This window comes from Chrysiogenes arsenatis DSM 11915 (assembly GCF_000469585.1).
In the GTDB taxonomy this organism is placed as follows: Bacteria; Chrysiogenota; Chrysiogenetes; order Chrysiogenales; family Chrysiogenaceae; genus Chrysiogenes; species Chrysiogenes arsenatis.
The window spans coordinates 128,108-149,490 of sequence record NZ_AWNK01000001.1; the positions used below are offsets into that span (position 1 = coordinate 128,108).

Genomic DNA, 21,383 nt, shown 5'->3' on the forward strand with positions numbered 1-21,383 from the left:
TGCTATACAATAACTTCTAATCGGGAGGGATATGCAATTTATAGAGCATTTATTATTTCAGGCTCCACGAGTTGACCACAGATGGCTGCAAGATTTTAACGGTGTACTAGCAGAACACCCTACAGTGCAAGTCTGTCATATTGAGAAATTGATACATGACATGTACTCTACTCAACCTCACATCAAGGATGGATATTCGCGTCTTGCGTACTATATGCTGAATGTCAAAGAAGATGTTGATACCGCTAACCGCCTTTTTGTAATGGATGCACAACTCGGCAGGCAATCGTGGTTTCATAGATTAAAACACGCAGAGTGTATAGCTATCCAAGGAGATATGGCAGGCGCTTTTCAACAAGTCGAGCAAATTTATAAAAACCATCAGGACGCTGTGAATGGATATGCTAGCATCGCGTGGCGATTTAAAGCTTGCCCAGACCAAGTGGAGTCACTGTACTCACTGGCACGTAAAGACATCATAAACGGCAGAATTACCGCGGGATATATGTTATTAGTTGCTGAGCTTGCAATGTTGCATGGCTCAACAGGCGAGGCTGCTCAGCTAGTAGAAGGGGCGTACCGACAAGATTCCACACTTATGGATGGTTTTTCGAGATGCGCTTGGCCTTTTTTCTGGCCGCAGAAAAAATATTCCATATTGCATGACTGGATGAGGCGTGACGAAGTCGGAAAGAGAATGTCTCCAGAATGGAAGCTCAAATATGCATTGGTGAGGGCAAATATTGGCTTACCGCATGATAGCGTAGACCTTATTGAGTCTGCATATCTGGAAAACCCTAGCCTTAAGGATGGTTTTTACCAGCTGGCAAATCACCACTATATCCCACTAAAAAATTACCAAACATCCATTGATTTTTGCTTGAAAGATTTGAACCAGAACCGCCTTTCTCAGGTAGGACAAGCTGCCCTATTCAAATTATATTTGATGACGGGTAAATTTGATCATGCTCTTGAAATCTTGCATATAATCGATACCTTGCCCACGAACTTGCTAATTTATGCTGTTAAGCAATGGTTAGATTCGCTGCACTGGCTTGCTGGGTCAGGCAATTTCTCTGACATTTTTATATCTAAATTGTCCAGCAAGTGCCCAAAAGATGCCCAATTAGGCCAAAGGGCGCTAGCTGATGCTAACGTTGAAATGATGTTCGTTCGTAATCGTTTGTCCGCAATGAGCGAACGGATGGGAATAGACTTATGTGCTCAGATTTTAGAGTTATCTAAGACACCGCATTCTTGTGAAGCAACCCGGGAGCCCATCAACTTCCTCAACTCAAAGCTCTATTATGCTAGCGCACTTGACACGTTAACATTATATAAAGAAATAATTTTAAACGAGTCTGACCGTTTTGAATCAACAACGGATATGCCCCTCATTATTGATGGTGGTGCAAATATAGGGACAGCACTAGCCTACTTTAAGTGGCTTTATCCAAAAGCGCACATCATTGCATTTGAGCCTAACCCTACTCTATTCAAGATCTGTTCACGAAATATTGCATTAAACAACTGGAAAAATATTCGATTGTATCCCTACGCTTTAGCAGAAGAGGTGGGCACGGCAACCTTCTATTGTGATAGCGAAATGCCAATGGCGTCTTCAATTTTAACCCGATCTCAAGAGGAGGGACGCTCGTACTCTGCGGTAGCAGTTGAAACAAGAACTCTAGGAGAGTTTATTGATAGACCTATCGACTTTTTAAAACTTGATATTGAGGGTGCCGAGAAAAGTGTTGTAACCTCAAGTGCATCTTCTTTGAGCTTGGTGCGTCAGGGGTTAATCGAATACCATTACGGAGACGCGTCCAATTCACTTTCAGCAATACTACGCGTCCTTGAGGATTGCGGCTTTCGATACATTATAAGTGAGCCGTTTTCGTCAAAACAGCAACCTGACTATCCTGCAATTAAGCAAAGATGGTCAAGGTCAATTTATTTCACTCAGATTGGGGAGAATCAATTGAGATCAGTTGTTCAGGCAAAATTAAAGGAGTTTGGCGTTTAGTTTCATATTATAATTCATGTTACGATTAGTCCGTTCTCTCACTGAATGCGGCGCTACACACTTATGTACAAAAATGTGGAAAAGTTTGAGATGAGCTTGTTTATTTTGGTATAAAAAACCCTGAAGTTAGCGACAGCGCCTAATGGTTATATTTTTCCCTAAGTGGTTACAGTAAAAGTAAAAAACAAATACATCTTGCAGAAAACGGATCAGCACATGGACGCAGAACAGATCTCTTTATTATGAGGAAATTCATATGGGTAACAATGCCGGAATAAAAAATGATGTTTACAGTTTCAGGAGCATGAAGGACGTGCTTAATGATAGAAAGAAAAACAAATACTCCTTGTGGCATAAGGAAACAGGTAATGATGCTGCCTTTACTGCCAGTTACAGACTGAAGCAAGAAGAGCTTTTTGTTAGTATAAAGCCAGAAGTGCAACTGAAGAAAGATAATGTTTTTTTCACTGTAGGTTCATGTTTTGCTAGAAGGCTCGAGCAGGCGCTCAATAGACGTGGCATCGCCGTTCCTGCGTTCACGCACATGCTTGGCGAACGTGAAGCTTTTCCGACACTGCAATATATTAACAAGTACAATTCATACACAATTCTTTATGAAATAGAGTACGCTCTCGGAATTAAAGAAAATCCGTATGAAACAATTTTTGGTTCAGATACAAATGGTTACACCTGTGGTCAGTCGGTGCATCTCAATAAAGAGGATTACGCCGCAGTAAAGAACAGGAGGAGCATTATTCTTGAATGTTTTCGGCAGTTCATCAATGCGGATGTACTGGTCTTTACTCTTGGGATGACAGAAGCTTGGTATGATAACCTCAGCGAAAGGTATCTAAACACTTTTTCGCCGGCTATTATGATGAATGAAGCTGACAGGTACTCTTTCAAAACGATCTCGCTTGAGGAAAACATAAACAACCTTCATCGGATTTATGGATATATTAAGGCATTCAGCAAAAAGGATTTCAAAATATTTGTCACTGTTTCTCCTGTTCCTTTACTTGCCACTTTTTCTCGAAAAGATGTACTCGTTGCCAACAGTCTTTCAAAATCAATACTGAGAGTTGCTGCGGATATATTTTCGGAGTCATACGAAAATGTGTATTATTTCCCAAGTTATGAACTAGCCATGTGCTCTCCAAGAGAGAAGATGTTTGAGAGCGACTTGAGACATATCAGCGAACATGGAGCAGGGTGTATAATAGACTCGTTTCTTAAAGTATATATGCCTGATTGCACCAACTCGACACAATTGTAAGCGGGAGGAAAAATGTTTAAACGTAACAGTCTTTTATCAGTGCTTACCCATATAAAAAATAAAGGTGTAAATCCTCAGACGGTTATAGATGTGGGAGTGGCTTACGGAACAAACGGACTGTACGGAGCCTTTGACTCCGTACGTTATCTTATGGTAGAGCCGTTGGAGGAGTACAAAGGGGTTCTCGATAAAATTGCATCTGAGTATCCGGCAGTTTACACACTGGCAGCTGCTGGGAGCAGAGAAGGAAGCATTATAATGAATGTGCATCCCGATATGAGCGGCTCCTCTGTTTTAAAGGAGTCTGAGGGAGCTCATGTAGATGGAGTGGAAAGAACTGTTCCCGTGGTGACCTTGGACGGTGAGACAAAAAAATACGGCCTTAAAGGACCGTTCATAATAAAGGTAGATGTTCAAGGTTTTGAGCTTGAAGTGCTTAAAGGCGCAGAAGAAACTCTTAAAGAGACGGAAGTCGTGATTATGGAAGTCTCTCTATTCCAGTTTTACAAAGAGTCGCCAACTTTTCTTGATGCAGTTGCATTTATGAGTCAAAAAGGTTTCTCTCCCTATGACATTTTTGGAGCAACGTACCGGCCACTCGATGATGCATTAGGGCAGGTAGATGTTGTATTTGCATCAGATAAGGGCATACTAAAGCAATCATCACATTTTGCCTCTTTTGAGCAAAGAAAAAAATTTACTGAAGAGCGTATTAACAAGCTAAACCCCGCGAGCAAGTCAGTATGAGTAGGATTGCGATTAATAAGGACGCGCATAAGGATTGTAGAGGCTTTCTCGTCGCGACCGGACCAAGCCTCACGATTTCTGACCTTGATATGATTAAGGGTAATCTCTCTCTCTCGTGCAATAAAATATATCTTGCTTTTGACCAAACCGAATGGCGCCCAGATTACTATTCCGTAATAGACCGACTCGTTGCCCAAAATAATGCTGAAGCGATAGCAAGTGTGCGTGCAGTAAAAATTTTCAGCAGTGTCATTAAGCCTTTTATCCAGGACAGGGATGATATCTTTTGGCTTAAAGACTTGCCTACTCCTGTCATAAACGGCATAAGACAACCAAAATTCTCTGGTAACATAGCTGAAGGCACCTACGGCGGTCACACAGTAACATACACTTTAATGCAAGCAGCATATCACCTCGGCATAAAGGAGCTTTTTCTTCTCGGGCTGGATTTCAGTTTCGACAAATCAATGCCAGCAAATAAAACAACGGATGCAGGAGAAAATATTCTGGTTCAGAATGATGAAGTCAACCATTTTCACAATGATTATAGAAAAAAAGGAGAAGAATGGACTGTGCCTAGGCTTGACATACAGTATGATGCCTTCAAATGCGCTAAGGCAGCTTTTGAGAAAGACAACAGAAAAATATTCAACGCATCTAGAAAAACAATGCTTGATCTTTTTCCACTTGTTCAATTGGAGGATATTCTCGTATGAACGCGAGTCCATTTATCTCTGTTCTTATCAATAATTACAATTACGGCCGTTTTATAGCCCAGTGCGTGGAGAGCGTTCTAAAGCAAACTTACACCAATTATGAACTCATAATTGTCGATGACGGCTCGACAGATGATTCAGTAAATGTACTGGAATCCTTCTCTGATCCAAGAATAACAAAGATATATAAGAAAAACGGCGGGCAAGCCTCAGCCTTCAATGCAGGATTTGAGGCGTCAAAGGGTAGAATAATTGCTTTTCTAGACAGTGATGACTGGTGGTTGCCCCACAAACTCGAAACCATTGTGAAATGGGATAACTTTCTGGGCAGTAGTTATGGAGTGCTGCAGCACATGACCACAGTCTGGGACAACGGCAAAACTTACCCCTTTCATCATGCCATGTATTCAGGTGATTGTTTCAGGCTCAGTGCATCCCAAGGCATTTTGGGGATTTTTGTAGGCACCTCCGGTCTTTGTTTCCGTAGGGAAGTCTTGGAAAAAGTGATGCCAGTTCCACTTCAACTCAGAATAAGTGCTGATGCATACCTCACTAGAACATGCTGGCTGTTTAATGGAGTTATTTCCATACCGGAATCTTTAAGTTACTATCGTAAACACAACAATGCTGTTTTTGGCAACTCATCCTATAGTCATAATAAATTTCATCACAATGTTCTCTTTCCTGTACTAAACCAATTTTACGAAAAAACCGGTTTGGATTTTCGCTTCTCATCACAGCAGCCTGAAAGAAAGAATCACTCTCAAGTGCTGCATAGATTGATGCTTGAAAATAGATTAAGCGAGGTGACAAGAGCTTATCCCCGCATAGCTTTTTTTGGAGCAGGACAGTATACAGAGTGGCTAAGCGACTTTATGTCTGATTACAAAAAAGAGCATATAACAGCAATTTTAGACGATTTCCCTGACAAGACGAAGGCCTTCTGGGGACTCACACCCCAAAATCCCATTGATTGGGACACCTCACAGGCAGATGCAATAATACTCTCATCAGACTGTAAGCAGGAAATGATGCGTAAAAGGTGTTTAGACCTCTTTGGAGAGGCACTGCCTCTGATAGATTTGTATGAAGGACTCCCTGAAGGGCCGTATCCGAAATAGTAATATTGCGCAAAACAGCCTCTACTCACAAAGGGCTCCCGCCGGGGCCATATCCCAAGTAAACCAAGGAGGGTTGCACGATGGAAACCTTTATCAAAACGTATTTTTCTCGTTTAGCAGACGTTTTAAGTGCACTGGACACCACCACGGTAGCCAGAATCATTCAGGTGTTCGAACAGGCTCATACAAAACAGGCTACAATTTATTTCGCAGGTAATGGCGGAAGCGCATCTACCGCATCTCACTTCGCAAATGATCTTGGAGTTGGCCTGAAATTGCGGAGTATACGCAGTTTTCATGTGCAAAGTCTGGCCGACAACCCCGCGGTCACTACCTCCATCGCTAATGACGTCGGCTACGACAATATTTTCTACGTACAGCTGCTGGACATTCTTCGCCCGGATGATGTTCTGGTTGCAATCTCCGCCAGTGGTAACTCACCAAACATTATCAAAGCCGCAGAATATACCAAAAACATTGGTGCCACACTCATCGGGTGCACCGGATTTGACGGAGGAAAACTCAAAGATCTGGCAGATATAAGTTTCCACATTCAGAGTGAAAAAGGTGAATATGGTCTTGTGGAGGATGTGCATATGATTCTGGATCACGCCATCTATTCGTATTACCTCTCGCTCAAAGAAGGTTCATCAACTCGCTATACCGTGCGATGAAGGATACTCAACCCACTCTATCTGGGGCAATCATACGGAACTGATAGGTCACTATGCACCAGCATGAAAGGTTCATTTATGCATAAATTCTTCAATACTGCTGGGCCGACTAAGGCAAATTTGCACTATCATATCAATCCACTGAGTCGCCTGAATTGGGATGAGATTCGTCTGCTTATCGATCAGCAGAAGTACTTCTTGCTCCATGCGCCACGGCAAACGGGGAAGACTTCAACGTTGCTAGAAATGATGCATAGATTGAACCAAGAAGGGAAATACGTTTGCGCATATGCCAATATCGAGGGGGCACAGGCGGCACGGGGCAATGCTTCGGATGGTATTGCAGCGGCGTGTAGTGCGATTGCGCGGAGTATAGAAGATTATACTGGCAGTGTAGATGTCAATGTGTGGTGGACGCAGGAGGGACGGCAGCATCAATCGCAGGATCAGTTGACTCAGCTGCTACGATACTGGGCAAAGCATTCGCCAAAACCCACCATCCTCCTGCTCGACGAAGTTGATGCACTTATAGGCGACACATTGATTTCGCTGCTCAGGCAGATTCGTGCGGGGTATGCGCAACGTCCAGAAGCGTTCCCGCAAGCGATGATTTTATGCGGTGTGCGCGATATTAAAGATTACCGTATTCATACTAAAGATCAGGAAATCATCACTGGCGGGAGTGCTTTTAATATTAAAGCCACGTCTTTGGTGATGGAGAGTTTTACGTTTGAAGAGTGCAAACAGCTCTATTGGGAACATACCAAAGAGACGGGGCAGGTGTTTGACAAGGCGATTTTTCCAAAGCTTTGGAGCGATACGAAAGGGCAGCCGTGGTTAGTCAATGCGCTCGCGTACCAAATGACATCAGAAAATCGCACGCTTCGCGACCGTTCAATAAAGATTGAATTTGAACATTACATGAAAGCACGCGAGGAGTTGATTCAGTCGCGGGCGACGCATCTGGATCAGTTGACAGATAAGTTGCGTGAACAGCGGGTGTATAATGTTATTTCGGCGATTCTTTCGCAAGTTGATGCTAGCGACGCTCATTTTGATGACAGGGATTTGGAGTATGTTCAGGATTTAGGGCTGATTGTTCGCAAGCCGTTTGTGCATATATCAAACGATATTTATCAAGAAGTTATTCCGCGCGAGCTTACGATTGCGAAACAGCAGTCGATTGTAGAACAGGATCTTGCCTGGTACTTGAACAGCGATAATACGATCAACTTTGCGAAACTGATGACGGCGTTTCAGCAGTTTTTCCGTGAAAATAGCGATTCTTGGATTGAGAGATTTGATTACAAAGAAGCCGGGCCGCAGTTGCTGTTGCAAGCGTTTCTGCAGCGTCTTATCAACGGTGGCGGGCGGATTAATCGTGAATACGCTTTGGGTCGCAAGCGAACTGACATATTTGTTGAATGGCCAACGTCTGATAAAGGTTTTTTTGGGCCGGTACAACGGGTGGTATTGGAAACGAAGCTTTTGCGTGCGAATTTGGAAAAGACGATAGAAGAAGGTATTGCGCAGGTTTCGGAGTACGCACGGACGGTTGGTGCGGGCGAGATGCATTTGATCATTTTTGATAGGAAGTCTCGTGATTGGGAGCAGAAAATCTGGCACAAGCGGGTGGATGGGATTGATGTGTGGGGATGTTAGGTTAACTTTGCTCTAAGATGCCCTTTTCCACTCGGGGCAAACGGGAAAAAGCATAATGAAGGACATACGATGCTAAAAATGGGAATTGCTGGACTGGGCAAAATGGGTCAGATTCGTGCGGCAGAGATTGCAAAGTCAAAGACCTCTGAACTTAAGGCAGTATTTGATATTAATCCAAATGCTTCGGTAGGAAGTGCCGTCGAATGCCGTACCTTTGATGAATTGCTTGAGCAGGATATTGATGCCGTCTTTATCAGCACATACAATTACTGCGCAGCAGAATACACTATACAGGCACTCAAACGAGGCAAGCATGTCTTTTGCGAAAAGCCGCCAGCCATCAACGTGGCTCAACTACAAAAAGTCGTCGAAGCTGAACAGCAAACCGGTCTCGTACTCAAATATGGCCTTAACCACCGCTTTCACTACTCCGTCATGGAAGCCAAAAAACGCATCGACCGAAACGACCTCGGTCGCATTCTGTGGATGCGTGGCGTGTATGGAAAAGCGGGCAGTATTGATTATGACAAAAACTGGCGCAACTATAAACAATACAGCGGCGGCGGTATTTTAATTGACCAAGGGCTTCACATGCTCGATCTTATGCTCCATTTCTCAGGAAAGCCATTTACTAAGGTAAACAGTTTTGTTACAACGCTTTTCTGGAACATCGAGGCAGAAGATAATGCCTTTGCCATTATGCAAACAGACGATCAAGTAACTGCCATGCTCCACTCTTCCGCCACACAGTGGCGTCACAAATTTCTGCTCGAGATATGCTGCGAAAATGGATACATCAACCTTGACGGCATACTCTCTTCAACACGGAGTTACGCCCCTGAGAAACTTGTCATTGGTTACCGGGAGTTTGAGGATGTTACCCACGCGATGGGCAAACCACGCGAGGAAACTATCTGGTTTGAGTATGACGACTCTTGGAAGCTTGAGCTGGCAGACTTCGAGCAGGCTATTCAGCAAAAAACATCGGTAACGCACGGCAGTAGTCGAGAAGCGATGGAAGCACTGGCACTCGTTGAAAAAATTTATGAACGATCGAGCATGTCTGAATGAAACTTCCGTATACACTCGGCATCACATCCGCAGCGTTTGCAGGCCGCCAGGATCTGGTGGAAAAGGCAAGTGCCATCTTTGACAGAATGCACCTTGTCCCTCCAGTCGGACGACTACCAGAAAAAGATATTATTGCCATGCTCCAGCATTGCGATGCCGCCATAGTTGGATTAGATAAGATTACACCCGCACTTTTGCAACAATGTCCTCGTGTAAAGGTTATTTCGAAGTTTGGCGTCGGTTTAGATAATATTGATGTCGCTGCGTGCGAACAACGAGGCGTCCGTGTGTTGGCAGCTTTTGGCGTAAATCGCCGTTCCGTTGCCGAACTAACACTAAACTTTATGCTCTCGCTGATCAGGAACTGCTACCGGAGCGCAACATCGTTAAAAGCCGGTCAATGGGTCAAAAATGGTGGGCGATGCCTCACCGAAAAAAAAATTGGCATAATCGGTGTCGGGAATATTGGCAAGGAAGTTATTCATCTTCTGCAACCATTTCAGTGCGAAATCCTTGCCAATGACATTCTTGACCTCGACGTGTACTATGCGGGCGTTGGGGCAAAGTCTGCAACCAAAGACGAAATTTTTCGCAGTTGCGATATTATCACGCTCCACACTCCCCTTACACCGCAAACTCAACACATGGTTACACTCGATTCCCTTAAGCGCATGAAGAACGATGCCTTTCTCATCAATACCGCTCGCGGTGGTATCGTAAAGACAGAAGACCTGAAGGAGGCACTTCGCCAACAGCTTATTGCAGGTGCGGCGCTAGATGTTTTTGAGGTTGAACCCTTCTATGACGACGAACTGTTAAACACGATGAATGTTTTGTGCACCCCACACATTGGAGGCAACGCACAGGAAGCTGTTTTTGCTATGGGCGAGTCGGCACTCAACCTTTTGGTGAATCACTATGGAAGATAATCGTTTGCCATCACTTCCGGTCGCACTTATCACCGGAGCCTCGCGCGGGATAGGGCGGGCGATAGCCGAGCAACTCTATGCTGATGGATTTACCATCTATGCAACGGCTACGTCTGTAAATTCGATCCCGCCTGAGATCTCTCACTGGAAGTGGTTTCTGGTAGACTTTAGCAACAGTATAAGTTTCCAGAACTTCCTTCGTGAACTCGACGCCCACGAGCCTGTTACCGCGCTGGTGAACAACGCCGGAATCAATCGCATCCATCCAATAGCACAGATTTCAGAGGCTGACTACGCTACCGTTTCAGCCGTCAATCTTGATGCACCATATTTTTTATCGCAACGGATTCTGCAACGTATGCCCTGCGGTGGCCGCATCGTCATGATCGCCTCAATCTGGTCAACCATCAGCAAGGCAAACCGCACACTGTACGCGACCACAAAATCGGCTTTGACCGGACTTACGCGCACATTAGCCGCTGAACTGGGTTCCCGCGCTATTCTGGTGAACGCCGTTTCGCCAGGATTTACCCGCACAGAACTCACCCAGGCTTCGCTCAGCATTCAGGAGCAAGAAGCACTCGCGCAGCAAATCCCACTTGGCAGAATGGCAATGCCTCACGAAATTGCGCAACTGGTGAGCTTTCTTGTGAGTAACAAGAACAGCTACATCACCGGACAGAATATTGTCATTGACGGAGGATTTACCATTGTGTAACGCCGCCCACCCCAAGCATATGAAAATCCTCAGCTATAAAGGAGAATATGAGGTTCAGTTCGTCTCCGATATCCGCAACGCGCTGCAAACTCTCTTGCAACTAGGTGATGTGGTTCTTCTGGATATAAACGTTGCGGAAATTTACGCCGCGCGCTTCGATAACATTTTTGGCAACAACAAAGTGATTCTTATTTCACCGACAGAGAATCAAAAGAGTTACCAACAGGTTGAACCTCTCATTGCCGAGTTGCTCGCAGATAACTTCAAACGCAACTATCGCCTGATTGCCATCGGTGGCGGAATAACACAGGACACCTGTTCGTTTATTGCATCCATTCTTTTCCGTGGTGTTGACTGGATATTCGTTCCGACTAATCTTCTGGCGCAGGCGGACAGCTGCATCGGTAGCAAAACGTCACTGAATTTCGCTCACTACAAAAACCAGCTCGGCGGCTTTCATCCGCCAAAGCTCATCTTATTGGATACATGTTTCTTACAAACGCTGGATCAGCGCGAGATCCGCTCCGGCCTCGGCGAAATACTGCACTATTTTTTAATTTCCGGCTACGATGCAATGGAACGCTTTGAACGGGAATATTCCCGAGCTCTTCATGACACAGAAACGCTGCAAGGGCTCATACAACAAAGCCTTGGCATCAAAAAAACCATGATAGAGTGTGACGAATTTGATCGTGGCCCGCGAAACATTTTCAACTACGGACATTCATTCGGGCACGCTCTGGAAAGTTACACTGATTACGCCATCCCACACGGAATCGCGGTAAGTTTCGGTATGGACATCGCGAACGAAGTTTCTGTCGCGCTTGGCTTTATGGAAGCGCAGGAGGCAAGTGCCATGCGTAACGTAATTGAGAAAATCTGGTGGCCATGTGACTTTCCGGAAGTCGATCTGGATCGTTTTCTGGCCTTGCTGGGAAAAGATAAAAAAAATATTGGTACATCGTTACGTTTTGTGCTGTCGCGTGGCCCCGGCAAAATGTTTCTGCACAGCGTAGGTGATCAGGCTCTGTTGCGAGATATCCTTTCGAAAAAATTTACCTATTTCTTTAACGAGGCAAAAAAACATGGACACCGGTAAAATCATTGCGCATATACCTGCACGGGGTGGCAGTAAACGTGTTCCGGCAAAAAACCTACGACTCCTTGCCGGCAAACCCATGATCGCGTACGCCATTGAAGCAGCGCTCAAATGCTCGGAACTGCATGATGTGTATGTGAACACTGACTCTGATGACATCGAAAAACTCTCCCATTCTCTGAACTGCCACGTCTATCGCCGCCCGGCGGAACTCGGATCTGACACCGCTTCTGGAGACGATTTCACAATTGACTTTATCAACGCCAAAGATCCCGACACGCTGGTTCTCATTAACCCGGTATGCCCACTGATTACGTCTGAAGATATCTCGCGCGCAATACAGGCGTATTCGCACAATGCTACGGTCGACACACTCATCAGTGGCACCGAAACACGTATGCAGACATTCTGCGATGGGGCCGCCATTAACATTGTACCCGACGGCCCACTGGCACCAACCCAAGACAACCCACCCGTATTTATCTGCAATTGGGCCATTGCGATATGGAATGCCAGGGTGTTCCGGGAACTCTATCAGGAATTTGGTGGCGGCTACTGCGGAAGGAACCGGCTTTTCTGGCCAATGGATCCGTGGAGAGCCGTCAAGGTAAGTATTGAAAATGACTTTATAATGGCGGAAAAACTTTTGAGCGCTACACAGTGCCATACCACAGAAAACACTGAGAGTATTCGCTACTGGACACCGTCAATGAACAACTCCACATCAAAATGAAAAATCAGAACTCTCCTTACGCCATATTCGGCACAGGACAGGCTGCAGAGCAGGCGCTTGCGTATGCAAATGCAAACGACCTGGTCGTCACGCACTATGTTGATGACTTGGCTGCGGGCATGCACCACGGGCTCGCCATACTGTCGTGGGAAAGCTTTCTACTCAGGCAGTTGGAATTTACCGCCCTGCTTATGGGTCGCCATCAAAGAGGTGAGGTGGCAAGCCGGGAGAATCTGATTATTCCCTTACTTCTTATAGATCAGAAGCTGGTCAATCCACCCACGTACAATACCATCGACAACATCCAAAAGCTCACTTCATTAAAGCAAAAGCATGCGGGGAAGCGCTGTTTCATCATTGGTAATGGCCCCAGCCTGACCGCGTCAGATCTGAGCTTGCTGAAAAATGAAATTACCTTTGCCTCAAACAAGATTTATCTGGTGTATCCGGAAACTGACTGGCGACCAACGTACTACTTTGTAGAGGATTACCTAGTCGCCAAAAACAATGCGCAAGTTATCAATTCCTTGCCGGGAGTAAAGTTTTTTGAATTCTCGACGCTCGCCTTTCTTCGCGTCAGCAGCGCAACCTGCGTTTACCAATTTACTCATATTCCCACCAATACGGTTTTTTCACGCGACATCGTGAACGGCGTTACCCATGCACACACCGTAGTCGGGTCACAATTACAATTCGCTTATTATATGGGTTTCGCGGAAGCTATACTGCTGGGCGTTGATTTCGACTTTATCATTCCCAATGGCAACTGTGGCAAACTCTTCGGCACCATTGACATACTGCGCAGCCAAGGGGAAAAAAACCACTTTCACCCCGACTACCGGCCTCTTGGTGAAGTCTGGAGCTATCCCAATTTGGAGAAACAACAACAATTCTTCAACGCAGTGCTGCCGTCACTCCCCGAACAGAGCTTCACCATACGCAACGCCTCGCGCTTTTCAAAGCTGACCTCTTTTCCCCGCTGTGACCTTGAAAGCCTTCTTCACGGATCAGCCCATGAGTGAACATGCTCCGCTGGTCTCTGTTATTCTTGATAATTACAATTACGCTGACTATCTGCCCGAAGCCATCGAATCGGTATTGCAGCAAACGTACCCACATTTCGAACTGATCGTTGTTGACGATGGCTCTACCGACGCTTCGCGAGACGTCATTAACACCTATGCCGAGCGCGATCACCGCATACGACCAGTTTTCAAGCTCAACGGAGGGCAAGCAAGTGCCTTTAACGCTGGATATGCGGCTTCAAACGGAGACATCATTTGCTTCCTTGACAGCGACGATCTGTTCATGCCCAACAAACTTGCAAAGCTTGTCGAGTGTCACGAGGCAGGAAATAGCTTTGTGCACACTGATCATCAGAGCATCGACACACAAGGCTCTCCGTGCACTGACACAATAAAACGCTACCGCTACGATGGGTATAACCTTTTCCTCGTTTATTATCTTTCGAAGTATCCGGGAAATGTTACGTCTACACTATCGCTTACCCGCGCATTGGCTGAAAAAATCTTTCCTCTTCCTCACGAACAAGACTGGCGCATTCAGGCTGATGATGCCATTGTCTTTCAGGCAGCAATGATGACACGCTCGACATTTTTTGATCAGAAACTCACACGATACCGTATTCATCACGCTAACGGGCATTACGGAAAAAAAAACAGCCACGACTATCTCTACGAGCTTCTTAAAAAGCGTAATACGCTGAAGGATATCGCGATGCAGAAGATCAGCACGGGGAGAACATTTCTCGGCAATAGTTATAATCTGGCATGGGAATTTTCAACCCATCGCACTATCGACTTGAATTTAGTGCAGTTATACATGAAAGTGCTCTGGTTCGAAATGGAGCAACCGTTTTTGAAAAAAATGGAAACATCTTTGAGTCTCTGGAATTTTTACCGAAAACAGACTATGGTGAAACGTGCAAAAAATACCTGACATTGACCAGCTCCCATCTGGGAAATCTGTCGCCATCTATGGATATGGTGGCTACGGCAAAACCCTTGAAGCGCTTCTTGTAACGCGCCGTCCGGATATCCGCGTGAGTTTCATTATCGATGACCAGTACAGCACATTGCTTGAAGGAGCACCCTCCTTCTGCAATCTCGCGACCTTCTGTCACATATATAATGACCAGTCACCGCAGATATTACTCGGAGTCGTAGATCAGACTCTTGTACGAAAATTATCTCATAATCTTACTCAGGTGCGGCTGCCGTTTACCATTATTGAAGCGCTCCAGAGATATTTACCCTGTGAACACACCTTTGATAAAGCTTTCCGTACTGCACATCGAGATAAATTTCAGCAAACCAGAGCCTTACTCTTCGCAGAACCTGACCGGCAGCTGTTTGATACACTGGTAAAATATCGCAGTTCAGATAGCCCAGTCTATGCCCAAGAACTTGCTCCGGAGTGGGTGCGTCCGTGGCCAAAACAATACACTGATTATGTCAACCCTTATACTATTACCTGTGCTATTGACGGCGGAGTATTTGAAGGAAATACGACAAATCACATGATTGAACACCTCTATCAGCGTAGCCCGTTACAGGCACTTTATGGTTTTGAGCCTCTGATAGAAGTATACCAAACCAGCCGCTTTCGGACGGTGCTTGAGCACATGCTTCCTTTAACCGTGTGTGAAAAAGCACTGTGGAGCAGTGAGGAAATACTCCATTTCAAAGAGTCAGGAACATCATCCCGAGTGGTTTCTTCGGGGATTACGGGTAACGTCCGGGAAGTGAGCGCTACCTCGCTTGACACATACATTGTGCAGCAGAGAATCGCCAAGGTAGACTTTCTGAAACTCGATATCGAAGGGGCAGAACTCATGGCTCTCCAAGGGGCTGCCAACATGATTCAACAGGATCGCCCGCAAATGGCAATTTCGATCTATCACCTCAAGGAACATCTGTTTGAAATTCCGCTCTACCTTAATTCGCTCTGTTCAGACTATATTTTCCGTCTTGGGCACTATTCGAAAATCTTCAACGAAACCATTTTTTACGCTATCCCCAGAGAGTTGTACCGTGAATCCTATGACTAAAATTGAACAAGCACGCGCACTGTATAGCTGCAAAAAAGCTCTCCACGTCAAAGCCGCAGTGAGCCGGGAAAAGGCACTCACAAAGCGCGGAGTTTTATGGCTGGGACAAACGTGCAATCTCAGATGCTTTTTTTGTTATTTTGTCGATAAAATTGCCGACAAACACCATCCAGAACATCCCTTTATGGATCTTGAAAAAGCAAAACGAATTTGTCGCGCCTTACGCACCGTCTATGGAAATACCTCCGTTGACATTCAGGGAGGTGAACCGACAATTTATCCGCAAATATTTGAACTTGTTGGGTATTGTGCCAGTATCGGCCTGAAACCAACACTTATTACCAACGCTATTGTTCTATCCAATATTTCACTCTGCGAACAGTTCCTCTGCGCAGGAGTGCATGATTTTCTTGTCAGCGTTCATGGACTTGGCGATGTGTATGAGAAAGTCGTCGGATTGCCTGGTGGAAGTGAAAAGCAGATGCGCGCCCTTTATAATCTGCAAACGCTTGGCATCCCATTCCGACTCAACTGTACTCTGACCAAAGAGGTCGTGCACGAGCTTGAAGACATTGTCACGCTGGCTAAGGAAACAGGAGCCCGCGTGGTGAACTTCATCGCATTCAACCCATTTGCGGATCAGCAAGACAAAAATGTGCGCAATTCAGAGAATGTTCCAAGTTACCACACCATCAAAGCCAAACTTACCTCCGCTATCGACCAGCTTGAATGGTGTGGCATTGAAACCAATGTTCGCTACCTTCCTTTATGCATAGCAGAAGAGCGGCATCGGAAGAATTTTTATAATTTCCAGCAACTGAGCTACGATCCCCGCGAATGGGATTTCAACTCGTGGACGTGGACAACTCGCCTGAATCAGCGCTCAAGCACTCCGGAGCTTGATGAGCCTATTCCGATTTTGCTCTATGACATTTACGAATACAATGACATCGCATTCGGCGACACCGCTCGACACGGCACAAAAGCGCATTACATGCGAGAGATTGATGTGCGGGAACACCTGCTCAAGCTTTTCAGCGCTGATATCTCTAAGGATTTGCTCTATCGCCAGAACGCCCGGTTGCGTGCAGAAAAACACTGTAAATATGAATATAACCAAACCTGCCATACCTGCTCACTGCGCCTGATTTGCGATGGTTTCCATAATGACTACGCTTCTATCTTCGGCACCAGTGAAGCGTGCGCCATTCTAGGTGAACTGATCGATGATCCGACCTATTTTATCCAACATCAGGAGAAAATCGTTGAGTGACACATCCGCTCTTCAAGCATTGCAAGCACATCGGACAACCCAATGCTCCATCGGTAAGGCGCGCCTGCCGCGTGTTTCGCTAATTATAACGAATTATAACTATGCTGACTTTCTGCGTGAGTGTATTGAATCGTGCCTGACACAAGACTACCCGTATTATGAAGTTATCGTTGTGGACGATAACTCCACTGACACCTCACAAGAGATTCTGGCACAATTTCGGGAACAGGTCACGGTTATGGCGCATACCAAGAATCAGGGGCAACTTGCAGCATTTTTCAGCGGATTGGAAGTGGCGTCAGGGGAATTCATCGTATTCGTTGATGCTGACGACTTTCTGGATGCCGATGCGGTTTCCGCCCACCTTTCGCTGCACCTTTTCGAAAAGCCACCCGTGGCGTTTACCTGTCTGCGCAATCGCCAGGTGTCTGCCCGCTCCGAACTCCTGAACGATTTCCACATGGATATGCAGAATAACAGTTGCGAACTCGCGTATATCGCTCCACGAGTCATTCATACACCAACGTGGAGCTGGACAACGACCAGTGCGATGATGTTTCGTACTGATGTACTTCGCCTTATCCAAACCAAACGCACCGAAGAATTTCGTGTTTGTGCTGACTATTACATGGTTCACTTTGCTAATCTTCTTGGCGGAAGCATGCTTTTTGACCGGGCAAAAGTAAATTACCGCAGGCATGGTAAGAATAACTTTTCAAAGAATTTTTTAATAGGCGGGCACCGCCCAACCGGAAACTCAAAATACCATACTCACCCATCACAGCACTCTCTACAAATTGCCATCTTGGAAAAACTTATTCAACAACGAGAAGAATTTGAACCTTATTACCCTAGCCTTGAGAGGTACGCCGAAGCCATTCTTTATGTCGCTCCGTTATCTTTCATTCGTGAACAATTTACACTAAATAAAGATATGCTTACCGCTCTTATGAGGCAGGTACAAAGTGTTGAAAAGCAAAGAAAGTGGCAGATTCGCGAAAAATCACTGGCCGTCCGATGGTTTGTGCTGAAAAACCGCTTCCAGCGCATCGGCGCGATAGTCGATAACCTTACCAATCTTTATGGAAATCGCCCCACAGGAGGTGGACGTGCTCAATAAAAGAGTGTTAGTCACAGGAGGCTCCGGATTCCTCGGTTCTCACCTGTGCGAACAGCTTTTAGCGCAGGGAAGCGAAGTGCTCTGTGTTGACAATTTTTTTACCGGACGCCGCCAGAACATTACCCATTTGTTGGAAAACAAGAGCTTTGAACTTCTCAGGCATGACATCACGTTCCCTCTTTATGTAGAGGTTGATGAAGTATATAACCTCGCCTGTCCCGCATCGCCGGTGCATTATCAATTTGATCCGGTTCAGACGACAAAAACCAGCGTAATGGGCGCCATTAACATGCTCGGGCTGGCCAAACGCCTAAAAATTAAAATATTACAGGCTTCGACCAGTGAAGTATATGGTGACCCAGAGATACATCCCCAGCCAGAATCATACCGAGGCAACGTAAATCCTATTGGCCCGCGAGCGTGCTACGATGAAGGCAAAAGATGTGCCGAGACCCTTTTCTTTGACTATTATCGGCAACACAATGTCAAAATCAAAGTTATCCGGATCTTTAACACGTATGGCCCTCGGATGCACCCCAATGATGGTCGTGTTGTCAGTAACTTCATAGTGCAGGCTCTTCGCAACCAGAATATAACCATCTACGGTGATGGCAGGCAGACGAGGAGTTTTTGCTATGTGGATGATCTAATACACGGTATGATTGCGATGATGCGGAGTGATGACGCTCTCACTGGCCCGGTCAATCTCGGCAATCCATCAGAATTTACTATTCGCGAGCTTGCGGAAAAAGTCATTGCGCTGACAAACTCTCGCTCCAGCATTGATTACCGACCATTGCCGCAGGATGACCCTATGCAACGAAAACCCATTATTGACCTCGCACAACAAAAACTGGGCTGGAGTCCTACCATACACCTCGACGAAGGGTTAATAAAAACCATTGATTACTTTGAGTCACTTCTCAAAACATACTAAGGTTTTTTAGCGCTGCATGTAAAAATGAACAGAACAGGAGCATAATTTATGGGTTTCAGAATCGAAGATATTTCCTACACTATAACTGAGTTTTGCCCAGGTCCGTGCAGGTATTGCTCCATGTGGAAGCTCCCTGACCGACAAGCAGAAGAGTTAAATACTCGTGAAATAGATTCGATTTTCTCCTCACAATATCTCGACCTAAAGAAGATTCACCTGACCGGTGGTGAGCCGCATATGAGCGATACCTACCTACGCGTTGTTGATAGTGTGCATACTTTTCATCCCGACGTCATTATCGACTCGCCTATCACTGGCTGGTTCCCTGATCGGCATGAAGAAATTGCTCGTTATGTATTGCGCAAATCACCACTCATCCGACTGGACATTTCGCTTGATGGTGACGAAGCTACGCATTCCAAAATTCGACTACATAAAGATGGGTTTCATAAATCGCTGGAAACAATTGAGCGGCTGAAGAAAATCCCTGGAGTTGTACTTCGTTTCCAATTCACAATTTACCGTGAAAACCTACACCTCATTGAATGGGTCTACAACTTTGCTAAGCAACTCGGCATCGGGCTTTATCTTGGCTATGGACGCTTCAATCCGGAACGATACCGGAATAAAACGGATAACCTAACGCAAAATGCCTTGAGTCGTGAAAGTTTTGTTTTTAGTAAAGACGAATTACAAGAGATAGATCGTCAACTACGCACCATTGGTTACCACTCTGGTCGTTATGCCAGTAAATATCTTCTGCAAAAAGCGGTATTTGACGGAAAAAATATTGAGTTTAACTGTTATATGGGATCGCGCAATATTGATATCGATCCATACGGAAATCTGTACCCTTGTCTTTTATGGCTCCCATATCTGAAAATTGGTAACATTCGTGAAGCCGGAGGCTTCAGTTCGGCGTTGGAAACACCTCAGGCGCATGAAGTGCTGGCAAAGATTTCTCAAAAAGAGTGTCAGCCTGACTGCCTTTATACCTGTGCCAATAAATGTGAGCTTATTGATCCACCAGTTAAAGCGGTTGGTATGATCGACTATCATGGGGGGAAATATGGTTTCATTTTCAGTGATCTTGACGTTATTCCCATACGCCCTTGGTGGTACGAAGACTATCAAAAGCGAGGAATCATTTGATCTGGTTTGACTTAGTTACTCCCAAAAGTGTGATGTTTTTTAAGACATTTATAGAAAGAGTCAAGCTTCGTGGCCGTGAAGTGCTTGTTACCGCGCGGGAAGGGGCTGGCTATAGTGAAGTTGTCGCACTTCTCTCTTTGTACAATATTGAATTCTTCAACCGTGGCACTTTTGGTGGCGCTAACCTCAATGACAAGCTAAAGGCATCAATTCATCGTCAACTGAGCCTGATGGAATTTATTGAAAGCCACGATATTTCCCGCTTAGTGTGCTTATGCAGTGTTGATGCAAACCGTGTGGCGTTTGGATTAGGTATACCGATCATAAACTTCTATGATATTCCACTTTCTGACCATACAACGAATTTCAGGAAAGCGTTACCACAAGCCCGTTTGACTCTCCCACTTTCTAATAAGGCATTTCGCCCGTACATGGTGCCGCAGGAAATTTTTGAACGATTCAGCCTTGAAAGTGACCAAATACATTCGTACCCATTCCTTGATGTGGTTGCGTGGCTGCATGATTTTGTGCCGCAACGTGAGTACTTCGAAGGTGTTTTACTGCAATACGACCTCGACCCAAACAGGCCGACTATCGTTATTCGCGAAGAGGAATACAAAGCGAGCTACGTACAGAAGAAATACCCGATTCTCTACGAAGGGCTTGGTAAAATTCACCAGTTATTGCATGCTAACATTATTATAATCCCTCGCTATGAAACAGAACCACTTGAGCGTGAGTTTCCATATGCCGCAGTTTTGAAAGACAAAATGGTAGTACAGCATCTCCTTGCTTTTGCTGATCTGTTCATTGGTGGCGGCGGAACGCTTAATTCCGAGTCGTGCTATTTCGGCACACCAACTATTTCTACGCGTTCATTTGTGTCCCACTATGATAAGCTTTTAATTGACGAAGGGCTAATGGTGAAGGTTGATACCGTCGCAGAGTTGATTGATACCTCTTGCAATATGCTAAGCAAGCGCAAAGACCCTTCAATTTTATTTGGCACAATGCGCTTCAATCCTGATGAAATTGTTGATGAAATTTTAAAATAATCAA

The 21,383-nt window shown here is 45.4% G+C and carries 20 protein-coding genes; all 20 read left to right on the forward strand.

Annotated elements, in window-relative coordinates:
• The first annotated feature begins 31 nt into the window (after window positions 1-31).
• Window positions 32-2,026 (forward strand): FkbM family methyltransferase, encoded by a 1,995-nt coding sequence (locus P304_RS0100555; RefSeq protein ID WP_027388950.1) that lies wholly within the window; start codon window positions 32-34, stop codon window positions 2,024-2,026.
• A 256-nt stretch (window positions 2,027-2,282) separates the two neighbouring features.
• Complete coding sequence (locus P304_RS15780) at window positions 2,283-3,302, forward strand: GSCFA domain-containing protein (RefSeq protein ID WP_027388951.1); 1,020 nt, start codon at window positions 2,283-2,285, stop codon at window positions 3,300-3,302.
• Between the two features lie 12 nt (window positions 3,303-3,314).
• A complete protein-coding gene (locus P304_RS13265) occupies window positions 3,315-4,049 on the forward strand; it encodes an FkbM family methyltransferase (protein ID WP_051321274.1) in 735 nt (244 codons plus the stop codon).
• Complete coding sequence (locus P304_RS0100570; RefSeq protein WP_027388952.1) at window positions 4,046-4,765, forward strand: 6-hydroxymethylpterin diphosphokinase MptE-like protein; 720 nt, start codon at window positions 4,046-4,048, stop codon at window positions 4,763-4,765. The genes P304_RS13265 and P304_RS0100570 overlap by 4 nt, the downstream gene beginning before the upstream one ends.
• The gene (locus P304_RS13270; RefSeq protein WP_051321275.1) at window positions 4,762-5,886 is read left to right on the forward strand and encodes a glycosyltransferase family 2 protein; all 1,125 of its coding nucleotides are present in this window, start codon (window positions 4,762-4,764) and stop codon (window positions 5,884-5,886) included. Before P304_RS0100570 ends, P304_RS13270 begins: the two co-directional genes overlap by 4 nt.
• 80 nt (window positions 5,887-5,966) lie before the next feature.
• Window positions 5,967-6,560 (forward strand): D-sedoheptulose-7-phosphate isomerase, encoded by a 594-nt coding sequence (locus P304_RS0100580; protein WP_027388953.1) that lies wholly within the window; start codon window positions 5,967-5,969, stop codon window positions 6,558-6,560.
• 78 nt (window positions 6,561-6,638) lie between these two features.
• On the forward strand, window positions 6,639-8,222 hold the full coding sequence (locus P304_RS0100585) for an AAA family ATPase (RefSeq protein WP_027388954.1): 1,584 nt from the start codon (window positions 6,639-6,641) through the stop codon (window positions 8,220-8,222).
• Between the two features lie 69 nt (window positions 8,223-8,291).
• A complete protein-coding gene (locus P304_RS0100590; RefSeq protein WP_027388955.1) occupies window positions 8,292-9,293 on the forward strand; it encodes a Gfo/Idh/MocA family protein in 1,002 nt (333 codons plus the stop codon).
• Window positions 9,290-10,222 carry an NAD(P)-dependent oxidoreductase gene (locus P304_RS0100595; RefSeq protein WP_027388956.1) on the forward strand — a complete coding sequence of 311 codons (933 nt, stop codon included), beginning with the start codon at window positions 9,290-9,292 and terminating at the stop codon, window positions 10,220-10,222. Before P304_RS0100590 ends, P304_RS0100595 begins: the two co-directional genes overlap by 4 nt.
• Complete coding sequence (locus tag P304_RS0100600; protein ID WP_051321276.1) at window positions 10,212-10,940, forward strand: SDR family NAD(P)-dependent oxidoreductase; 729 nt, start codon at window positions 10,212-10,214, stop codon at window positions 10,938-10,940. The genes P304_RS0100595 and P304_RS0100600 overlap by 11 nt, the downstream gene beginning before the upstream one ends.
• Window positions 10,909-12,039, forward strand: a complete 1,131-nt coding sequence (locus P304_RS0100605) for an AroB-related putative sugar phosphate phospholyase (cyclizing) (RefSeq protein ID WP_160164986.1) — start codon at window positions 10,909-10,911, stop codon at window positions 12,037-12,039. The genes P304_RS0100600 and P304_RS0100605 overlap by 32 nt, the downstream gene beginning before the upstream one ends.
• Window positions 12,026-12,772: an acylneuraminate cytidylyltransferase family protein gene (locus tag P304_RS0100610; RefSeq protein WP_027388959.1), complete on the forward strand. Its 747-nt coding sequence runs from the start codon at window positions 12,026-12,028 to the stop codon at window positions 12,770-12,772. The genes P304_RS0100605 and P304_RS0100610 overlap by 14 nt, the downstream gene beginning before the upstream one ends.
• Entirely contained in the window at window positions 12,769-13,794 is a 1,026-nt protein-coding gene (locus P304_RS0100615) for a 6-hydroxymethylpterin diphosphokinase MptE-like protein (protein ID WP_027388960.1), read from the forward strand. Before P304_RS0100610 ends, P304_RS0100615 begins: the two co-directional genes overlap by 4 nt.
• Entirely contained in the window at window positions 13,787-14,731 is a 945-nt protein-coding gene (locus P304_RS15785) for a glycosyltransferase family 2 protein (RefSeq protein ID WP_051321277.1), read from the forward strand. The genes P304_RS0100615 and P304_RS15785 overlap by 8 nt, the downstream gene beginning before the upstream one ends.
• A complete protein-coding gene (locus tag P304_RS0100625) occupies window positions 14,715-15,842 on the forward strand; it encodes an FkbM family methyltransferase (protein WP_027388961.1) in 1,128 nt (375 codons plus the stop codon). The genes P304_RS15785 and P304_RS0100625 overlap by 17 nt, the downstream gene beginning before the upstream one ends.
• A gap of 58 nt (window positions 15,843-15,900) precedes the next feature.
• A complete protein-coding gene (locus P304_RS0100630; RefSeq protein WP_027388962.1) occupies window positions 15,901-17,115 on the forward strand; it encodes a radical SAM protein in 1,215 nt (404 codons plus the stop codon).
• Window positions 17,108-18,235, forward strand: a complete 1,128-nt coding sequence (locus P304_RS15790) for a glycosyltransferase family 2 protein (protein ID WP_027388963.1) — start codon at window positions 17,108-17,110, stop codon at window positions 18,233-18,235. Before P304_RS0100630 ends, P304_RS15790 begins: the two co-directional genes overlap by 8 nt.
• Window positions 18,198-19,172 carry a GDP-mannose 4,6-dehydratase gene (locus tag P304_RS0100640; protein WP_051321278.1) on the forward strand — a complete coding sequence of 325 codons (975 nt, stop codon included), beginning with the start codon at window positions 18,198-18,200 and terminating at the stop codon, window positions 19,170-19,172. Before P304_RS15790 ends, P304_RS0100640 begins: the two co-directional genes overlap by 38 nt.
• A gap of 48 nt (window positions 19,173-19,220) precedes the next feature.
• Window positions 19,221-20,324 carry a radical SAM protein gene (locus tag P304_RS0100645; protein ID WP_084417453.1) on the forward strand — a complete coding sequence of 368 codons (1,104 nt, stop codon included), beginning with the start codon at window positions 19,221-19,223 and terminating at the stop codon, window positions 20,322-20,324.
• 32 nt (window positions 20,325-20,356) lie between these two features.
• Window positions 20,357-21,379 carry a DUF354 domain-containing protein gene (locus P304_RS0100650; RefSeq protein ID WP_201766894.1) on the forward strand — a complete coding sequence of 341 codons (1,023 nt, stop codon included), beginning with the start codon at window positions 20,357-20,359 and terminating at the stop codon, window positions 21,377-21,379.
• The last annotated feature ends 4 nt before the right edge of the window (window positions 21,380-21,383 follow it).

What these genes read in the sequence shown, in the direction of transcription:
- P304_RS0100580 (WP_027388953.1), top strand. Translation starts at nt 5,967, where the DNA reads ATGGAAACCTTTATCAAAACGTATTTTTCTCGTTTAGCAGACGTTTTA.
- P304_RS0100645 (WP_084417453.1), top strand. Translation starts at nt 19,221, where the DNA reads ATGGGTTTCAGAATCGAAGATATTTCCTACACTATAACTGAGTTTTGC.
- P304_RS0100595 (WP_027388956.1), top strand. Translation starts at nt 9,290, where the DNA reads ATGAAACTTCCGTATACACTCGGCATCACATCCGCAGCGTTTGCAGGC.
- P304_RS0100555 (WP_027388950.1), top strand. Translation starts at nt 32, where the DNA reads ATGCAATTTATAGAGCATTTATTATTTCAGGCTCCACGAGTTGACCAC.
- P304_RS13270 (WP_051321275.1), top strand. Translation starts at nt 4,762, where the DNA reads ATGAACGCGAGTCCATTTATCTCTGTTCTTATCAATAATTACAATTAC.
- P304_RS0100650 (WP_201766894.1), top strand. Translation starts at nt 20,357, where the DNA reads ATGTTTTTTAAGACATTTATAGAAAGAGTCAAGCTTCGTGGCCGTGAA.
- P304_RS0100615 (WP_027388960.1), top strand. Translation starts at nt 12,769, where the DNA reads ATGAAAAATCAGAACTCTCCTTACGCCATATTCGGCACAGGACAGGCT.
- P304_RS15780 (WP_027388951.1), top strand. Translation starts at nt 2,283, where the DNA reads ATGGGTAACAATGCCGGAATAAAAAATGATGTTTACAGTTTCAGGAGC.
- P304_RS0100640 (WP_051321278.1), top strand. Translation starts at nt 18,198, where the DNA reads ATGGAAATCGCCCCACAGGAGGTGGACGTGCTCAATAAAAGAGTGTTA.
- P304_RS0100600 (WP_051321276.1), top strand. Translation starts at nt 10,212, where the DNA reads ATGGAAGATAATCGTTTGCCATCACTTCCGGTCGCACTTATCACCGGA.
- P304_RS0100570 (WP_027388952.1), top strand. Translation starts at nt 4,046, where the DNA reads ATGAGTAGGATTGCGATTAATAAGGACGCGCATAAGGATTGTAGAGGC.
- P304_RS0100585 (WP_027388954.1), top strand. Translation starts at nt 6,639, where the DNA reads ATGCATAAATTCTTCAATACTGCTGGGCCGACTAAGGCAAATTTGCAC.
- P304_RS0100610 (WP_027388959.1), top strand. Translation starts at nt 12,026, where the DNA reads ATGGACACCGGTAAAATCATTGCGCATATACCTGCACGGGGTGGCAGT.
- P304_RS13265 (WP_051321274.1), top strand. Translation starts at nt 3,315, where the DNA reads ATGTTTAAACGTAACAGTCTTTTATCAGTGCTTACCCATATAAAAAAT.
- P304_RS0100590 (WP_027388955.1), top strand. Translation starts at nt 8,292, where the DNA reads ATGCTAAAAATGGGAATTGCTGGACTGGGCAAAATGGGTCAGATTCGT.
- P304_RS15785 (WP_051321277.1), top strand. Translation starts at nt 13,787, where the DNA reads ATGAGTGAACATGCTCCGCTGGTCTCTGTTATTCTTGATAATTACAAT.